Source organism: Caulobacter sp. AVps18 (genome assembly GCF_058681425.1).
Window position 1 is genome coordinate 348,345 of the sequence record NZ_CM178737.1, and the last position, 15,250, is coordinate 363,594.

The 15,250-nt window shown below is 67.6% G+C and carries 12 protein-coding genes, 1 tRNA gene and 2 pseudogenes; 6 read left to right on the top strand and 9 right to left on the bottom strand.

Annotated elements, in window-relative coordinates:
* Nucleotides 1-2,046: a putative bifunctional diguanylate cyclase/phosphodiesterase gene (locus ACW179_RS01565; RefSeq protein ID WP_492062273.1), complete on the bottom strand. Its 2,046-nt coding sequence runs from the start codon at nt 2,044-2,046 to the stop codon at nt 1-3.
* Between the two features lie 317 nt (nt 2,047-2,363).
* Here ACW179_RS01565 and fdxA point away from each other — a divergent pair, with 317 nt between their 5' ends.
* On the top strand, nt 2,364-2,705 hold the full coding sequence (gene fdxA, locus ACW179_RS01570; RefSeq protein ID WP_492062275.1) for a ferredoxin FdxA: 342 nt from the start codon (nt 2,364-2,366) through the stop codon (nt 2,703-2,705).
* A 291-nt stretch (nt 2,706-2,996) separates the two neighbouring features.
* Entirely contained in the window at nt 2,997-3,512 is a 516-nt protein-coding gene (locus ACW179_RS01575) for a CarD family transcriptional regulator (protein WP_492062277.1), read from the top strand.
* A gap of 214 nt (nt 3,513-3,726) precedes the next feature.
* Here ACW179_RS01575 and ACW179_RS01580 read toward each other — a convergent pair whose 3' ends face one another.
* The 5 genes from ACW179_RS01580 to ACW179_RS01600 form a co-directional block, all read right to left on the bottom strand.
* Nucleotides 3,727-4,332 carry a 2-hydroxychromene-2-carboxylate isomerase gene (locus ACW179_RS01580; RefSeq protein ID WP_492062279.1) on the bottom strand — a complete coding sequence of 202 codons (606 nt, stop codon included), beginning with the start codon at nt 4,330-4,332 and terminating at the stop codon, nt 3,727-3,729.
* 11 nt (nt 4,333-4,343) lie between these two features.
* Nucleotides 4,344-5,084 (bottom strand): SDR family NAD(P)-dependent oxidoreductase, encoded by a 741-nt coding sequence (locus ACW179_RS01585; protein WP_492062281.1) that lies wholly within the window; start codon nt 5,082-5,084, stop codon nt 4,344-4,346.
* 139 nt (nt 5,085-5,223) lie between these two features.
* Nucleotides 5,224-5,781, bottom strand: a complete 558-nt coding sequence (gene nusG, locus ACW179_RS01590; RefSeq protein WP_492062283.1) for a transcription termination/antitermination protein NusG — start codon at nt 5,779-5,781, stop codon at nt 5,224-5,226.
* Nucleotides 5,782-5,791: 10 nt separating this feature from the next.
* Complete coding sequence (gene secE, locus ACW179_RS01595) at nt 5,792-6,103, bottom strand: preprotein translocase subunit SecE (RefSeq protein WP_492064237.1); 312 nt, start codon at nt 6,101-6,103, stop codon at nt 5,792-5,794.
* Nucleotides 6,104-6,167: 64 nt separating this feature from the next.
* Nucleotides 6,168-6,243, bottom strand: a tRNA-Trp gene (locus ACW179_RS01600).
* Nucleotides 6,244-6,467: 224 nt separating this feature from the next.
* On the opposite strand from ACW179_RS01600, the gene ACW179_RS01605 reads away from it, so the two are divergent.
* Entirely contained in the window at nt 6,468-6,668 is a 201-nt protein-coding gene (locus ACW179_RS01605) for a hypothetical protein (protein WP_492062285.1), read from the top strand.
* A gap of 81 nt (nt 6,669-6,749) precedes the next feature.
* On the opposite strand, the gene ACW179_RS01610 is transcribed toward ACW179_RS01605, so the two are convergent.
* Nucleotides 6,750-7,148 (bottom strand): hypothetical protein, encoded by a 399-nt coding sequence (locus ACW179_RS01610; protein WP_492062287.1) that lies wholly within the window; start codon nt 7,146-7,148, stop codon nt 6,750-6,752.
* Nucleotides 7,149-7,333: 185 nt separating this feature from the next.
* On the opposite strand from ACW179_RS01610, the pseudogene ACW179_RS01615 reads away from it, so the two are divergent.
* A pseudogene (locus tag ACW179_RS01615) lies at nt 7,334-8,241 on the top strand (ferredoxin--NADP reductase).
* Nucleotides 8,242-8,269: 28 nt separating this feature from the next.
* Here ACW179_RS01615 and ACW179_RS01620 read toward each other — a convergent pair.
* A pseudogene (locus ACW179_RS01620) lies at nt 8,270-8,377 on the bottom strand (hypothetical protein); the annotation flags it as partial.
* 91 nt (nt 8,378-8,468) lie between these two features.
* On the opposite strand from ACW179_RS01620, the gene ACW179_RS01625 reads away from it, so the two are divergent.
* Complete coding sequence (locus tag ACW179_RS01625; RefSeq protein WP_492062289.1) at nt 8,469-9,704, top strand: molybdopterin molybdotransferase MoeA; 1,236 nt, start codon at nt 8,469-8,471, stop codon at nt 9,702-9,704.
* Between the two features lie 91 nt (nt 9,705-9,795).
* Nucleotides 9,796-11,679 carry a polysaccharide biosynthesis protein gene (locus ACW179_RS01630; protein ID WP_492062291.1) on the top strand — a complete coding sequence of 628 codons (1,884 nt, stop codon included), beginning with the start codon at nt 9,796-9,798 and terminating at the stop codon, nt 11,677-11,679.
* A gap of 133 nt (nt 11,680-11,812) precedes the next feature.
* Here ACW179_RS01630 and ACW179_RS01635 read toward each other — a convergent pair whose 3' ends face one another.
* A complete protein-coding gene (locus ACW179_RS01635; protein WP_492062293.1) occupies nt 11,813-15,160 on the bottom strand; it encodes an error-prone DNA polymerase in 3,348 nt (1,115 codons plus the stop codon).
* Nucleotides 15,161-15,250 lie beyond the last annotated feature (90 nt).

Genomic DNA, 15,250 nt, shown 5'->3' on the forward strand with positions numbered 1-15,250 from the left:
CTAACCCACAAACCCCGTCAAAAACCCCGGCACATCCGCTGCCGGCATCGGGCGGCTGAAGTGGTAGCCCTGCACCTGGTCGCAGCCGTGGCCGGTGAGGATGTCGAGCTGGGCCTGGTCCTCGACGCCTTCGGCGACGACCTTCATGCCCATGGAGGTGCCTAGCGTGATCACCGCCCGGACAATGGCGTCGTCCTCGGCGTTCTGAACGAAGGACTTGTCGATCTTCAGGCGATCAATGGGGAACTGGCGCAGATTGGCCAGGCTGGCATAGCCGGTGCCGAAATCATCGAGGGCGATCATCACGCCCACATCGTGCAGCTTGCGCACCGTGTCGCTGACCACGTCGGCGCCCCAGCCCATATAGACGTTCTCGGTGACCTCGATGGTCAGGCGGTCGCAAGGCACGTTCCAGCGGGCCAGGCGCTCCTGGATCTCCTCGGCCAGCCGGCCGCTGCGGAACTGGACCGACGAGATGTTGACGGCGACACGGCCAAATTCGACACCGGTGTCCAGCCACTCACGCATCTGCTTCAGTGCGGTCTCGAGGGCCACATCGCCCAACTTCAGCGACAGGTCCTGGTCCTCGAAGGCAGCCATGAAGTGGAACGGCGCCAGTATGCCCTGCTCGGGGTGGGCCCAGCGCATCAGGGCCTCGAAGCCCACCACGCCGCCGCCCGAGCGCACATCAACCACCGGCTGATAGAACAGCACAAATTCGTTGGCGGTGATGCCGGCCCGCACGTCGCGCAGCAGCTCGATCCGCTGCTCCAGCTCCGAACGCATTGAGGGCTGGAAGACCACGCTGCGATTGCGCCCTTCATCCTTGGCCCGATAGAGGGCGATGTCGGCGTTCTTGACCATGTGGCTGGGGTCGGCGTCGGGATCGCCGTGCAGGGCCGCGCCGATGCTGGCGCTGATCGTGAAGCTGCGCCCGCTGTGCTCAATCGGACGCTCCAGAAGGGACTGCAGGGCCTGGATCGGGCGAAGCATGTCGGCCTCACCGTGCAGGCCGCGCAGGATCACCGCAAACTCGTCGCCGCCCAGTCGGGCCACGGTATCGTTGCTACGGAAGGCATGCTGCAGCATGTCGGCCAGGCGCTTGAGCAGGGCATCGCCCGCGTCATGGCCCAGGGTGTCGTTGATGTCCTTGAAGTGATCGACGTCGATCATGATCAGGCCGAACATCTCGCCCAGCCGCTCGGAGGCGGCAACCGCCTCCTGGAACCGGTGCTGGAAAAGCGTGCGGTTGGGCAGGCCGGTCAGGGCGTCGCGGAAGGCCAGGCTCTCGACCGCCTCGATCTGGCGACGGCGGTCGGTGATGTCCTTGAACAGATTGACCAGCCGCTCGGGTTCGCCGTCAGGGCCGGCCAGAACCCGGCTGGCTGAGCGCACCCAGGTCTCTTCGTCATCGGGCCGGGCCAGCCGGAACTCAAAGACCCCCGTCTCGCCCAGCGGCCGGGCGGCCACGGCAGCGGCAATCCGGTCGCGGTCCTCGGGGTGGATGATATCCAGGGGATCGCCCTCGAACCTGCAAAGGGCCTCAAGTTCGGGCGTCGAGCCGATAAACGTCAACTCACCGGTCTTCAGGTCATATTCGCGCACCAGCAGGCTGTCCATCTGCAGCGCCATGCGCAGACGTTGCTGGTCGCGCTCGGCCCGCAGGGTGGCCTCGGCAACGCCGGTAACGTCGCGGGCGGTGACCATCACCGCATAGGGCTCCTGGCCTTCGTCGCGGCAGGCCGAGAACTCGGCGCGCCAGATCCGCTGCACCCCGGCGGCGTCGAGGATGGGCAGATAGCGTGAAAAGGCCTCGCCTTCGCGGGCGCAGCGCTGCAGCGACGCAGTGTCTTCCGGGCCGACCAGAAGGCCGCTGACCGCGTCGCCGGGCCGCAGGCCGCGCGAGAGCCCCTGCTCAATCCAGGCGGGGCTGGCGGCCAACAGACGCAGATCAACGCCGAGCAGGGCCGCAGCGAACGGCACCTGTTTGATGAAGCCGGCGAAAAGGCCAGCGCGCGATTCTACCTCGTGGCCCTGTCCGGGCATCGACTGGCTCCCGGCTCGTGAAGACCACCTGGCCTGCGCGCTGGACTTAATCATAGGGCCGGGTTCCCGACATTGTTTTTGTTGAACGTTTCCTCAACCGCAGAATGACGTTCTTTAGATAAGAAAGCGTGTGCGTGGGTGGAGGCCTCGGTGGCGTCCTGTCGCAGCAAGGACCGCGCTTCGGTCGCTCGCTGGCGCCCTCTCTGGCGCCTTGCCGAGAATTCCTGCGCCCCCTGCACGCCAAGCCGCATTGACAAGCGGGCCTGCGCCTTCGAAAACGCCCGCGCCGAACGCCGTCAGCACCAATCGAGTTCTCGATGACCTACATCGTCACCGACGCCTGCATCCGTTGCAAATACATGGACTGCGTCGAGGTGTGTCCGGTCGACTGCTTCTACGAGGGCGAGAACTTTCTCGTCATCAATCCGGACGAATGCATCGACTGCGGCGTCTGCGAACCCGAGTGCCCGGTGGACGCGATCAAGCCCGACACCGAGGACGAGGCCGACGGCAAGTGGCTGCGGATCAATTCCGACTACGCCAAGGTCTGGCCCAACATCACGGTCAAGGGCGAGCCGCCCGCCGACCGCGATGACTTCGAGCGCGAGACCGGCAAGTTCGAGAAATACTTCAGCGAAAAGCCCGGCACGGGCTCCTGATCGGGGCGTCTACGCCTCTGCAAACCGGTGCAAGCCTTTCATGAGGCTTAATTTTATGATACTGTCGCAGCCGACGTGACGGTTGCGATCCTTTGCGGCTGCCCGTCTCGTTGAAGAAAGCCGTTAAGCCGGCGCGCCCGATCGAAGGCGAAGGGTGTCTTAGAGGTTCATTTCCAAATCCTGACTGGCCTGGCTCCGCACCCCTGATTTCGCGGATGAGAGGCTGTCGCCATAGCGGATGCGGAATGACGGTGTTCCGGGCCCTTGGGGCCCGCATTGATGAGGACGAACATGAGCAAGAGCGGTCTGGAATTCTCGGTCGGCGATCACGTCGTTTACCCCGCGCACGGCGTGGGCAGCATCCAGGGCGTCGAGACCCAGGAAGTGGCCGGAATGTCGCTCGAGGTCTACATCATCACCTTCGACCACGAGAAGATGACCCTCCGCGTTCCGACGAAAAAGGCCAAGACGGCCGGCCTGCGTCCCCTGGCCGAAGGCAATGTGGTGAGCCAGGCCCTGACCACCCTGAAGGGCCGCGCCCGCGTCAAGCGCACCATGTGGTCGCGCCGCGCCCAGGAATACGAAGCCAAGATCAATTCGGGCGACCTGATCTCGATCGCCGAGGTCGTTCGCGACCTGCACCGCGCCGAGAACCAGCCGGAACAGTCCTATTCGGAGCGCCAGCTCTATGAATCGGCTCTGGACCGCATGGCCCGCGAGGTCGCTGCCATCGAGCGTATCGACCGCGAAGCCGCCATCGGCATCCTGACCAAGTCGCTGGTCAAGACCGTGGCCGCCGCCGCCTGATCCAGCCGCTTTGGCGGTTTCGACGTTCAAGACGCCCTCCGCCTCTGGCGGGGGGCGTCTTTGTTTGGGCTCATACCGACGGCCGTTGATCCTGACCTCGTAGGGCCCAAATCTGAAAACACCCCGTCACCCTGGGACTTGTTCCCGGGGTGACGAGGCATATGGAGCGCAAGGAGTCGAGCTCAGCGGCGCTTGGTATCAGGCTCTGGCCAGCTCAGACTCTGGCCAGCTCCGCCTCGACCTGGCCCAGGCGCTCCTTGCCGAAGAACATCTCGTCGCCGACGAACAGGGTCGGAATGCCGAACGCCCCGCGGGCCGCGACGGCCTCGGTGCAGGCCACCAGCTCGGCCTTGACCTCCGGATCGCCGGTCGCGGCCAGCAGAGCCGCCCCGTCCAGACCCGCCGCATCCGCCGTGGCCACGAATACCGCCGGATCGTCCAGCTTCAACCCCTGCTCCCACATGCCTTTCAGCATGGCCTCCAGATAGGCCGCCTCAACCCCGGCCCGCCGGGCCGCGACCAGGCCGCGCATCAGGATCAGGGTATTGACCGGAAAGTGCGGGTTGAACCGGAAGTCCGTAAGTTCGTGCGCGGCGATGAAGCGCCGGGTCTCCAGCATCTCGTACTCCATCTTGCCCTTGATGCCGCCGAACGCGAGCATAGGGGCCTGGTTGCCGGTCAACTTGAACAGGCCACCCAGCAGGCAGGGCACGATGCGGACCTGCGCGCCCTGACGGGCGGCGAGGGCCGGAAGCAGCCTCCACACCAGATAGGCGTTGGGGCTGCCGAAATCGAAGATGAAGTCGACCGTCTTGCTCATGATGATGCTCCTTACCAGGCCTCGGAATGGGGGCGCAGGTCGATCTCGTGGGTCCAGGCCGAACGGGGCTGGTTGTGCAGCCAGACATAGTTGGCCGCGATCTCGTCGGGCTTGAGAATCTCGTCGCGCTCCAGCAGGCCTTGCACGTCGGTGCGCATCTGGCGGGTGAACACGCCGTCGATCGCCCCGTCAACCACCACATGGGCCACGTGAAGGCCCCTGGGGCCCACTTCACGGGCCAGGCTCTGGACCATGGCGCGCAGGGCCGCCTTGGCCGAGGCGAAGGCCGCAAAGCCCTCCTTGCCCCGCAGCGAGGCGCTGGCTCCTGTAAACAGGATCGTGCCCCGGCCGCGCGGCAGCATCACCCGGGCCGCCTCGCGCCCGGTCAGGAAGCCCGCGAAGCAGGCCATCTCCCAGACCTTGGAGAACACCTGGGCCGTGGTCTCGACGATGCCGAAGCGCACATTGGCCCCGATGTTGAAGACCACCACCTCCAGCGGACCGACATCCGCCTCGATCTGGTCGAACAGAGCGACCATCTCGCCCTCCTGACGAGCGTCGACGCCATAGGCGTGGGCCCGGCCACCGCCGTCGCGGATTGTCTGGGCCAGGGCCTCCAGCTGGTCGAGATGCCGGGGACGGCGGGTCATGCAAACCGTGTAGCCCTCGGCTGCAAAGGCCCGGGCGATCGCGCTGCCAACCCCGTCGCCGACCCCTACCACCAGGCACGCGCCCTTGCCGGTCGTCGTCATGGCCATCTCCCTCAATCTCTTGCGATCAAGGTTCGTTTTTAATCAGAACGGAGTCAAACGCCGATTACGGACCAGACAGCAAAAACCCCGCGCCGTTGCCGACGCGGGGTTTTCGATAGGCTCTGCTCGGTAGGCGAAATCAGCTGATCTTTTCGACCTGGCTGTATTCCAGCTCGACCGGGGTGGCGCGGCCGAAGATCGAGACGGTGACGCGCAGGCGGGCCCGCTCTTCGTCGACCTGCTCGACCGAGCCGTTGAAGCTGGCGAACGGACCGTCGGTGACGCGAACATTCTCGCCGATTTCGTACAGGACCACCGTCTTGGGACGCTCGACGCCCTCTTCGATGGCACCGACGATGCGCTGGACTTCTTTTTCCGAGACCGGCTGCGGCTTGGACGCGCTGCCCAGGAAGCCGGTGACCTTCGGGGTATTCTTGATCAGGTGATAGGCTTCGTCAGACAGGTTCATCTTGACCAGCACATAGCCGGGGAAGAACTTGCGCTCGGCATTGACCTTGCGGCCACGACGGATCTCGACGACGTCCTCGGTCGGAACCAGGATTTCGGAGAAGCTGTCTTCCAGCCCCTGGCTCTTGGCCTGTTCGCGGATGCTCTCGGCCACCTTCTTCTCGAAATTCGAGTAGGCGTGGACGATGTACCACTTGTGGTTCGGGTTCGACGCGGTTTCGGTGCTCATCGTCTCTATCTTATCCCGAGGTGGCCAGCTTCAGCAGCTGGTTCACGGCGAAGCCCAGGCCACCATCGACGGCCAGGAAGAAAACCGACGCCAGAACCACCATCATGAAAACCATCACCGAAGTGATCCAGGTTTCCTTGCGGGTGGTCCAGGTGATCTTGCGGCCCTCGGCGCGCACTTCGCGGAAGAACTGCACCGGGCTGGTGCGCTTCTTCGGAGCCGCAGCGGCTGCGGGCGCCGAACCTGCGGGTGCGAGCGCCGCCGCCGTCTTCGCGGCGCGGCTCTTGATCGCGGACGGGCTGGAACCCGGTTTCCTGGCCATGCTCTTGAGGCTCACGACTTTCCAATACGACGAGAACGAAAAGCGTCCCGTCGAAGACATATAATGGCAGGAGTGGGGGGACTCGAACCCACGACTTTCGGTTTTGGAGACCGACGCTCTACCAGCTGAGCTACACTCCTGCAGACCATGGCCCCTTGCGGGTCCCGGTCTCTGAACAGATGGCAGCGCATCGGAAGCCTTCAAGGGCTGTCGGTGCGCGGGTCCATCGCCAGAGCCGCGCCATTTAGCAGGGTCGACCGCACCGGGCAAGCGGCCCTGCGGCTGAGTCTGGTCTGTTTGACGGTCCAGCGGTCAGAAAGCCCGGAAAGCCGGATCAAAACGCGGGCTCGAACGTTGGCTCTGCATGACCTCTTCACCCGATTCCAGGACCGCCGCGCCCGCTTCGAACGCGCGCCCCTCCAACCCCGAAGTCGAGAACGAGAATCAGCGTTCGCCCGGCCAGGACGGCAAGGCACCACGCCCGGCGACCGAGCCGAAGGGCGCGCAGGACTCCAGCCAGTCGCCCAAGACCCGCACCGATCCGGGCTCCGGCGAAGGTGCCTGACGACGTCAACCAGTCAGCCTGACAGGCAGGCGACACCGGCCAGAACGACTAACATCGCCCCGGCCGTCGCCAGATCGGGTCCTAGCCCGCCTTCTTTTCGGTCTTCTCGGCCGAGGCGGCCGTCGAAGGCGCGCCGCACTGGATGTTGAGGTACGACCAGGTCACGTCCGTCAGCTGGCGGCCGCACTCGGTATTCTTGCCCTGATCCTTGCCCTGCAGTGAGATCGCCACGCCCTTGGCCGGGTCCGGCGCCGGGCTGGCGGCGCTGATGTCGTAGTAGCCGCCAGCGCGCCCCTTCACGACCAGACACGACGTCGTCTCCACGGGGCGCACGCATCCCGAGGCGGTGACGGACTTTCCTTCGATAACCACTTGCTGGGCCATGGCGACCTTGGTCGTCGCCCCGCCGTCGCTGCAACCAGCCAAACCAAACGCCACCAGACCGGCCGCTGCGGCGGCCCCTGTGAACCACTTCCGCATACGTTCCTCCCGTATCGTTGGCTTCGCGAACGAAGCACCGTGACTCTGCGCCCGGATTCAGGGGTCGGCAATCACAATTTTGACACTTTCCAAAAAAGAGAACGACAGTTTTTGACACTGTTGCGAAATATTTTCCCGCCGTGCGAAAAGATGAGTGAAGTTGACATCCGCCCCCCTCTTCTCACATGAGACAGGCGTCGCCTCAGGGCCGTGGCGGCGCCCCCGGCATTATCGCGCCTGATGGCGCGCGACAGGATCGACACCCAAGATGACGGCCACCGCGATCAGCCCCCCAATCAAGGACTCCGCCCAGCACATCGAGACCGTGCTGTGGGTCAAGCACTGGACCGACCGCCTGTTCAGCTTCGCCATTACCCGCCCGGCCAGCTTCCGCTTCCGCTCGGGCGAATTTGTGATGATCGGCCTGCCGCCCCGCGAAGAGCTGGGCGAGAAGAAGCCGATCCTGCGGGCCTATTCGATCGGCTCGCCCAGCTTCGCCGAGGAACTTGAGTTTTTCTCGATCAAGGTGCCCGACGGCCCCCTGACCTCACGCCTGCAGCAGATCCAGCCCGGCGACCAGGTGCTGCTGGGCAAGAAGCCGACCGGCACGCTGGTGCTCGACGCGGTGCGCCCGGGCAAACGCCTGTTCCTGTTCGGCACCGGCACGGGCCTGGCGCCCTGGCTGTCGGTGGCCCGCGACCCCGACGCCTATAGCCGCTTCGAGCAGGTGATCGTCGCCCACGGCGTGCGCGAAGTGCAGGAACTGGCCTATCGCGACTTCTTCACCTCGGAGATCTTCGAGGACCCGCTGGTCGGCGACGAGGCCCGCGCCCAACTGACCTATCTGCCCACCGTCACCCGCGAGCCGTTCGAGCGTCAGGGCCGCTTCACCGACCTGATCGCCAGCGGCCAGCTGTTCCGCGACCTGGGCCTGGATCAAACCACCTTCGATCCCGAGCACGACCGCGCCATGCTGTGCGGCTCGATGGCCATGATCAAGGACACCGCCGCCCTGCTGGAAGCCCACGGCCTGACCGAAGGCTCCAACGCCGAACCCGGCGACTTCGTGATCGAGCGGGCGTTCGTGGGGTAGGGTTGAAGGCGGCTGTCGACCTGCCATTCCCTCTCCCAGAGGGAGAGGGCGGGGCCCGCCGCGACGCGGTGGGAGGGTGAGGGGTTACGAGGCTGGCCGGCGTGCCGGCACGCCGTCGAACGCCGTAACCCCTCACCCCAACCCTCTCCCTATGGGAGAGGGAGCACGGTCTGAAACCCGGCCCGGATCCGGTTTTTGTTCTGCCGCCAAGGAAAGCCCGCCGCCCCGTGACGACACCGCCCTCCCTCAAAAACCTCACCGTCGAGGACGCCCGCGCCCGGATGCTGGCCGGGGCCGCATCGCTGGGCGTCGAGACCGTCGAGCTCACCGCCAGCCTCAACCGCATCCTCGCCGCACCCGTCGACGCCACGCGCCACCAGCCGCCGTTCGACGCCTCGGCCATGGATGGCTGGGCGGTGCGGCGGCAGGACGTGGTTCCCGGCGCGGTGTTCGCCATTGTCGGCGAGAGCGCCGCCGGCCGGGCCTACGGCGGGACCGTGCAGGCCGGTCAGGCCGTGCGGATCTTCACCGGCGCCCCCGTGCCAGCCGGGGCCGACATGGTGGTGATCCAGGAAAACGCCGTGCGCGAGGGCGACGCCCTGCGCTTCACCCTGCCCGAGCGCCTCAACAGCAACATCCGGCTGGCCGGCGGTGACTTCAAGGCCGGCGAGCGGCTGCTGGAGGCGGGGCTGAAGCTCGATCCCTGGCGGCTGTCCCTGGCCGCCGCCGCCGGACGCGGCACGCTGGAGGTTCACCGCCGGCCCCGCGTCGCCATCCTGGCCACCGGCGACGAGCTGGTCGCGCCCGGTCAGACCCCAGCCGAAGACCAGATCTTCGAATCGGGCTCGTTCGGCCTGGCGGCCCTGGTCGAGGCCTGGGGCGGCGAGGCGGTCCGCCTGAAGGCGCAGGGTGATTCCCTCGAGGCCATCGCCGCCGCCGTGGCGGGCGCCGCCGCCGACCTGGTGGTGACCATCGGCGGGGCCTCGGTGGGCGACTATGATCTGGTCAAGCCGGCCCTTTCGACCCTGGGCCTGACCCTCAAGGTCGAGACCATCGCCATCCGTCCGGGCAAGCCGACCTGGTTCGGGGATCTGGCCCCAATAAACGGGGGAACCGGCCGCCGCGTGCTGGGCCTGCCGGGCAATCCGGCCTCGGCCCTGGTCTGCGCCGAGCTGTTCCTGCGTCCGCTGCTGGCGGCCCTGAGCGGCGCAGATCCTGCCCTGCCGATGATCGCCGCGCGCCTGGCCCGTCCCCTGCCCGGCAACGGCCCCCGCGCCCACTGGATGCGGGCCAGTCTCGAGATCGACGCCGAAGGGCGGGCCGTGGCCGCGCCGTTCGGCGACCAGGACTCGTCCCTGATCGGGGTGTTCTCGCGCGCCAATGCGCTGATGACCCGTCCGGCCGATGCCGAGGCCGCAGAGGCAGGCGATCTGGTGCAGGTGCTGCCGCTGGGCCGCGCCTGAAGCGCCTGACCCGCGACGCCGCCTTTAGGGCGTGCTAATCGCCTAGATGTTGTCCGGCAGCCGGCCGGACGCCACGAGACGAGGGCTAGGTATGGGTCGCGCCGGAAAGATCGCCACGCACGTCCTGCTGGCCTTTCTCGCCCTGCTCATCGCTCAGGTTCTGGCCACCGGCCACAGCCCCCTGGCCCTCGAGTCCCTGGCGCGCGGCGGGCTGTTTGCCGCCTGCGCCCTACTGGTCGAGCTGCTGTTCCGGGTCGAGAAGGCCCCCTGGCGGTTCGTGGCGGCCAGCGACATGCTGCGGCTGGTGCGCTCGGCCCTGCTGACGGTCCTGACCTTTGCCCTGGTCACCCACCTGATCTCGCCCGAGCTGGACGGCGGTTTGCGCACCCTGGCCGGTGCCTTCGTGATCCTGGTGGCCCTGCTGTCGGGCCTGCGCATCGGTCGCCGGGCCCTGCACGAGCGGGTGCTGTTGTCCTCGATCCTGACCCTGCGCCCCGCCCCCGCCCATCCGGCCCTGCCGCGCCTGCTGATCGTGGGCAGCGCCGCCGAGGCCGAGGAATTCCTGCGCGCCCCGGCCAGCCTGGGCGAGCGCTACAGCCCCGTGGGCATCCTGACCTCGAAGGCCCGCGATACCGGCGACGAGCTGCGCGGGGTCTGCGTGCTGGGCGCTATCGACGAGTTCGATACCGTGTTGGCCCAACTTCGCGACGGTGGCCTGTCGCCCTCGGCCGTGCTGTTTCTGGGCGAGACCCCGATGCCAGCCTTCGGGGCCGAGCGTCTGGGCCGGCTGAAATCCGAGGGCGTGCGCCTGCTGCGCCAGCACGGCGTCGTCGAGATGGGCCATGGCGGCGCGGCCCTGCGCGAGATCGGGCTGGAGGAGCTGCTCAGCCGCGCCCCGGTGCGTCTCGACCCTGAACCCATCCGCGCCCTGGTGGCCGGCCGCCGGGTGCTGGTCACCGGGGCCGGCGGCAGCATCGGCTCGGAGCTGTGCCGCCAGATCGCCGCCAGTGGCTGCGCCCAGCTGGTCCTGGTCGACGCGTCGGAAGCCAACCTCTTCCACATCGACCGCGAGATCGGCGAGGCCTGGCCCACCCTGCCCCGGCGCGAGGCCCTGTGCGACGTGCGCGATCCAGCCCGGCTGGCCGCGATCTTCACCGCCGAGAAGCCGCAGATCGTCTTCCACGCCGCCGCCCTCAAGCACGTGACCCTGGTCGAGAACCATCCCTGCGAGGGCGTGCGGACCAATATCCTGGGCACCCGCAATGTGGCCGCCGCCGCGCGCGCGTGCGGCGCGGCGCATCTGGCCCTGATCTCGACCGACAAGGCCGTGGCCCCCTCCAGCGTCATGGGCGCCACCAAGCGTGTGGCCGAGGCCGTAGCCCGCCAGCACGGCGACAAGGCCGGCCTGCGCGTCAGCGTCGTGCGGTTCGGCAATGTGCTGGGCTCGGCCGGATCGGTGGTGCCGATCTTCCAGCACCAGATCGCGCGCGGCGGGCCGATCACCCTGACCCATGCCGAGGTCGAACGCTATTTCATGACTATCCCCGAGGCTGTGCAACTGGTGCTGCGGGCCGTGGCCCTGTCAGCCGACGACGTCGCGCCGCCCGACAGCGTGCTGACCCTGGAAATGGGCGAGCCGGTCAAGATCATCGAACTGGCCCGCCGGATGATCGCGCTGCAGGGCCTGGTCCCCGAGCGCGACATCGCCATCCGGATCACCGGCCTTCGCCCCGGCGAGAAGCTGACCGAGACCCTGGTCGATATCAACGAGATCGCCGCGCCCAAGGCCCCCGGCATCCGCCAGGCCACCCCGGCCGCGCCCCTGCCCCATGTCGACGACGCCACCCTGGCGGGGCTGGAAGCCGCCGCCCTGGCCGGCGACGAGACCCGCGTCCGCACCCTGCTGTTTGCCCTGGTCGAACGCCTGCGCCAGACCCATCCGGGCCAGCCGGTGAAGGTGGTGGCGGGGGTTTAGAGCGGCTGCGCTGCCCCCTCAGTCGGCTTTGCCGACAGCTCCCCCAGAGGGGGAGCATCTAAGGCGCCGAGCAGATGCTCCCCCTCTGGGGGAGCTGTCCCGGAGGGACTGAGGGGGCCAGCGCCGCCTTTCGTCAGTGAAAATCCCGGCTCCGCTGCAACCGTCCTGACACCCGGGACCGCACGCGCGGCGCAGGTGCCGTCGGGTCTTCCTTCAGTCGCCCAAGCTCGGCCGTCAGGTCGGTGAAGCGTTCGGCCACCACGTGGATCACGCCATCGGCGGCCTGAACCTTGCCGTGCACCACCACGAAGCTGGCGGTCATCACCAGGCTGCGATCGGCCTCAAAGCGGTCCTTCCAGATCACGGCATTGGCCACGCCCGTCTCGTCCTCCAGGGTCATGAACACCACGCCCTTGGCGGTGCCCGGCCGTTGGCGGATCAGCACGATGCCCGCCACCGAAACCCGCCGCCCGTCCTTCAAACCCGGCAGAGCGGCGGCAGGGATCACCCCCATGCCGTCCAGCATCGACCGGAAGAAGCCGCACGGATGGGCCTTCAGCGACAGGCTGGTGGTGCGATAGTCCTCGGCCACCTCCTGGGCCGCGCTCATGACCGGCAGGGCGACGGCGGCCTCGAACAACGGCAGCCCCGCCAGCAGCGGTGCCTGGACAGGGGCCTTGGCCTCGCCCTTGACGCCCTTGACCGCCCACAGGGCCTCGCGCCGGGTCAGGCCCGCCCCGGCAAAGGCGTCAGCCTCGGCCAGCAGCTCCAGGGCCCGCTGCGGCACCCCCGCCTGGGCGAAGTCGGCCGGCGTGCGGGCCCCCTCGTCGCGGGCCTTTTTCAAGGGCGCGATGTCGAGCCCCTCCCGCAATCCCTTGATCTGCCGCAGCCCCAGCCGCACGGCCTTCCAGTGCGGGCGGGTTTGCGGGTTTGAGATCTTGTCGGGACGCCTTTGCTTTTCACCGTCATCCCGGGGCTTGTCCCCGGGACCCATGTCGCAGCTCTCACGGGAGGAGATCATCGGGCCCGATCCGTGCGGCGGACAAATGGGTCCCGGGGACAAGCCCCGGGATGACGGCGATAGAGGCTCCAGCGTACAGTCCCAGTCACTGGCCAGCACATCGACCGGCAGCACCACCACCCCGTGCTCGCGCGCATCGCGCACCAGCTGCGACGGCTGGTAGAAGCCCATCGGCTGGGAGTTGATCAGGGCCGCGCAGAACACGTCCGGCCAGGCCCATTTGATCCAGGCCGAGACATAGACCAGCTTGGCAAAGCTGGCCGCGTGGCTTTCGGGAAAGCCGTAGTGGCCGAAACCCTCGATCTGCTTGAAGCAGCGTTCGGCAAAATCGCGCTGATAGCCGCGTGAGGCCATGCCCTCGACGAACTTGTCGCGATATTCGGCCGGGGTGCCCAGGTTCTTGAAGGTGGCCATGGCCTTGCGCAGGCCGTCGGCCTCGTCGGGCGTGAACTTGGCCGCCTCGATGGCCAGACTCATGGCCTGTTCCTGAAACAGCGGCACGCCAAAGGTCTTGCCCAGAATGGCCTTCAGCTCGTCGGGCGGGCCATGCTCGGGCGAGGGCGCGGGCCACTCCACCGGCTCGATCCCCTGGCGGCGACGCAGATAGGGATGGACCATGTCGCCCTGAATGGGCCCCGGCCGCACGATGGCCACCTGGATCACCAGATCATAGAACTCGCGCGGCCTCAGCCGGGGCAGCATCGACATCTGGGCCCGACTCTCGACCTGGAACACGCCCACCGAGTCGGCCTTGCACAGCATGTCATAGACGCCCGGCACCTCGCGGGGCACGTCAGCCAGGTCGACAATCGGCTGGCCGTGATCGGCCCGCAACATGCCGAAGGCTCGCTGGATGGCGGCCAGCATGCCCAGGGCCAGGATATCGACCTTCATCAGCTTGAGGCTGTCGATATCGTCCTTGTCCCACTCGATGAAGGTGCGATCCTTCATGGCCGCGTTGCCGATCGGCACGGTCTCGTCCAGCCGCCGCTTGGTCAGCACAAAGCCGCCGACGTGCTGGGACAGGTGGCGCGGCGTGCCCAGCAGCTCGGACGCCAGGGCCACGGCGCGGGCGATCTCGGGGGCCTCGGGATCCAGGCCCGCCTTGCGGATATGCTCCTGCGGCATGCCGTCGCCCCAGCTGCCCCAGACCGTGGCGGCCAGCACGCTGGTGACATCCTCGGTCAGACCCAGGGCCTTGCCCACATCGCGAATGGCGCTGCGCGGCCGATAGTGGATCACCGTGCCGCACAGGGCGGCATAGTCGCGGCCATACCGGCGATAGACGTACTGCATCACCTTCTCGCGATGCTCATGCTCGAAATCCACGTCGATATCTGGCGGCTCGCCGCGATTTTCCGAGATGAAGCGGGTGAACAGCAGCCGGTGCTCGGTCGGATCGATCGAGGTGACGCCCAGGCAGAAACAGACCGAGGAATTGGCCGCCGACCCGCGCCCCTGGCACAGAATGCCCATGCTGCGGGCCTCGCGCACGATGTCGTGGACCGTGATGAAATAGTTGGGATAGTCCATCTTGCCGATCAGCCGCAGCTCCTCGACCAGCTGGATCTTCACCGCCTCGGGCACGCCGCCGGGATAGCGCCAGGCCGCGCCGGACCAGGTCAGGTCGGTCAGGTGCTGCATGGCGGTCTTGCCGGCTGGCACCCGCTCATCGGGATACTCCTCGCGCAGCTGGCCCAGATCAAAGCCGATGCGCTCGACGATCTCCAGGCTGCGCTCCACCGCGCGGGGCCAGCGCTCGAACAGACGGGCCATCTCGCCGGGGGTCTTCAGGTGCCGCTCGGCATTGGCCTGCAGCCGAAAGCCCGCCTCCTGCACCGTGCAGTGCTCGCGCACGCAGGTCATGACGTCCTGCAGGGGCCGCCGCTCGGGGCCGTGATAGAGCACGTCGTTGGTGGCGACCATCGGCGCGCCGGCCGCCTGGGCCAGGGCCTCCAGCCGGGCCAGCCGCTGCAGGTCGCGGGCCGCATAGGCCCGGCTGGCCGCCAGCCAGACCCGGCCGCGCAGGTCGCCGGCCATGCGGTTCAGGTCCCGGACAAAGGCCTCGTCCAGCTTGGCCGGCGGGACGATCAGGGCCAGCTGCTCCTCGGCATGGCCCAGGAAATCCTCCCAGTGCAGTTCGCACAGGCCCTTGCCCGCCCGCCTCTGGCCCACGGTCAGCAGCCGCGTCAGCCGCCCGAACGCCTCGCGGTCGGACGGGTAACACAGCAGGCTGGGCGTCCCGTCGGCGAAGTCCAGCCGGCAACCGGTCAGGGCCCGCACCTTCAACGTCTGCGCCGCCGCCCAGCTGCGCACGACACCGGCCAGGGTGTTGCGATCCACGATCCCGACCGCTGCCAGCCCCAGCCCCTCGGCCGTGACCATCAGCTCGCGGGCATGCGAGGCCCCGCGCAGGAACGAGAAGTTGCTGGTGGTTTGGAGTTCAGCATAGGCGGTCATCCGTAGATGCTCCCCCTCTGGGGGAGCTGTCCCGGAGGGACTGAGGGGGCCTTCTCGGCATAGGCCCGACTGGCCCCCTCCGTCGGCTCC

Coding starts and splice junctions, on each gene's coding strand:
- ACW179_RS01585 (WP_492062281.1), bottom strand. CDS start 5,084: ATGACGACGACCGGCAAGGGCGCGTGCCTGGTGGTAGGGGTCGGCGAC.
- ACW179_RS01610 (WP_492062287.1), bottom strand. CDS start 7,148: ATGCGGAAGTGGTTCACAGGGGCCGCCGCAGCGGCCGGTCTGGTGGCG.
- secE (WP_492064237.1), bottom strand. CDS start 6,103: ATGGCCAGGAAACCGGGTTCCAGCCCGTCCGCGATCAAGAGCCGCGCC.
- ACW179_RS01635 (WP_492062293.1), bottom strand. CDS start 15,160: ATGACCGCCTATGCTGAACTCCAAACCACCAGCAACTTCTCGTTCCTG.
- ACW179_RS01605 (WP_492062285.1), top strand. CDS start 6,468: ATGACCTCTTCACCCGATTCCAGGACCGCCGCGCCCGCTTCGAACGCG.
- ACW179_RS01575 (WP_492062277.1), top strand. CDS start 2,997: ATGAGCAAGAGCGGTCTGGAATTCTCGGTCGGCGATCACGTCGTTTAC.
- ACW179_RS01565 (WP_492062273.1), bottom strand. CDS start 2,046: ATGCCCGGACAGGGCCACGAGGTAGAATCGCGCGCTGGCCTTTTCGCC.
- nusG (WP_492062283.1), bottom strand. CDS start 5,781: ATGAGCACCGAAACCGCGTCGAACCCGAACCACAAGTGGTACATCGTC.
- ACW179_RS01630 (WP_492062291.1), top strand. CDS start 9,796: ATGGGTCGCGCCGGAAAGATCGCCACGCACGTCCTGCTGGCCTTTCTC.
- fdxA (WP_492062275.1), top strand. CDS start 2,364: ATGACCTACATCGTCACCGACGCCTGCATCCGTTGCAAATACATGGAC.
- ACW179_RS01580 (WP_492062279.1), bottom strand. CDS start 4,332: ATGAGCAAGACGGTCGACTTCATCTTCGATTTCGGCAGCCCCAACGCC.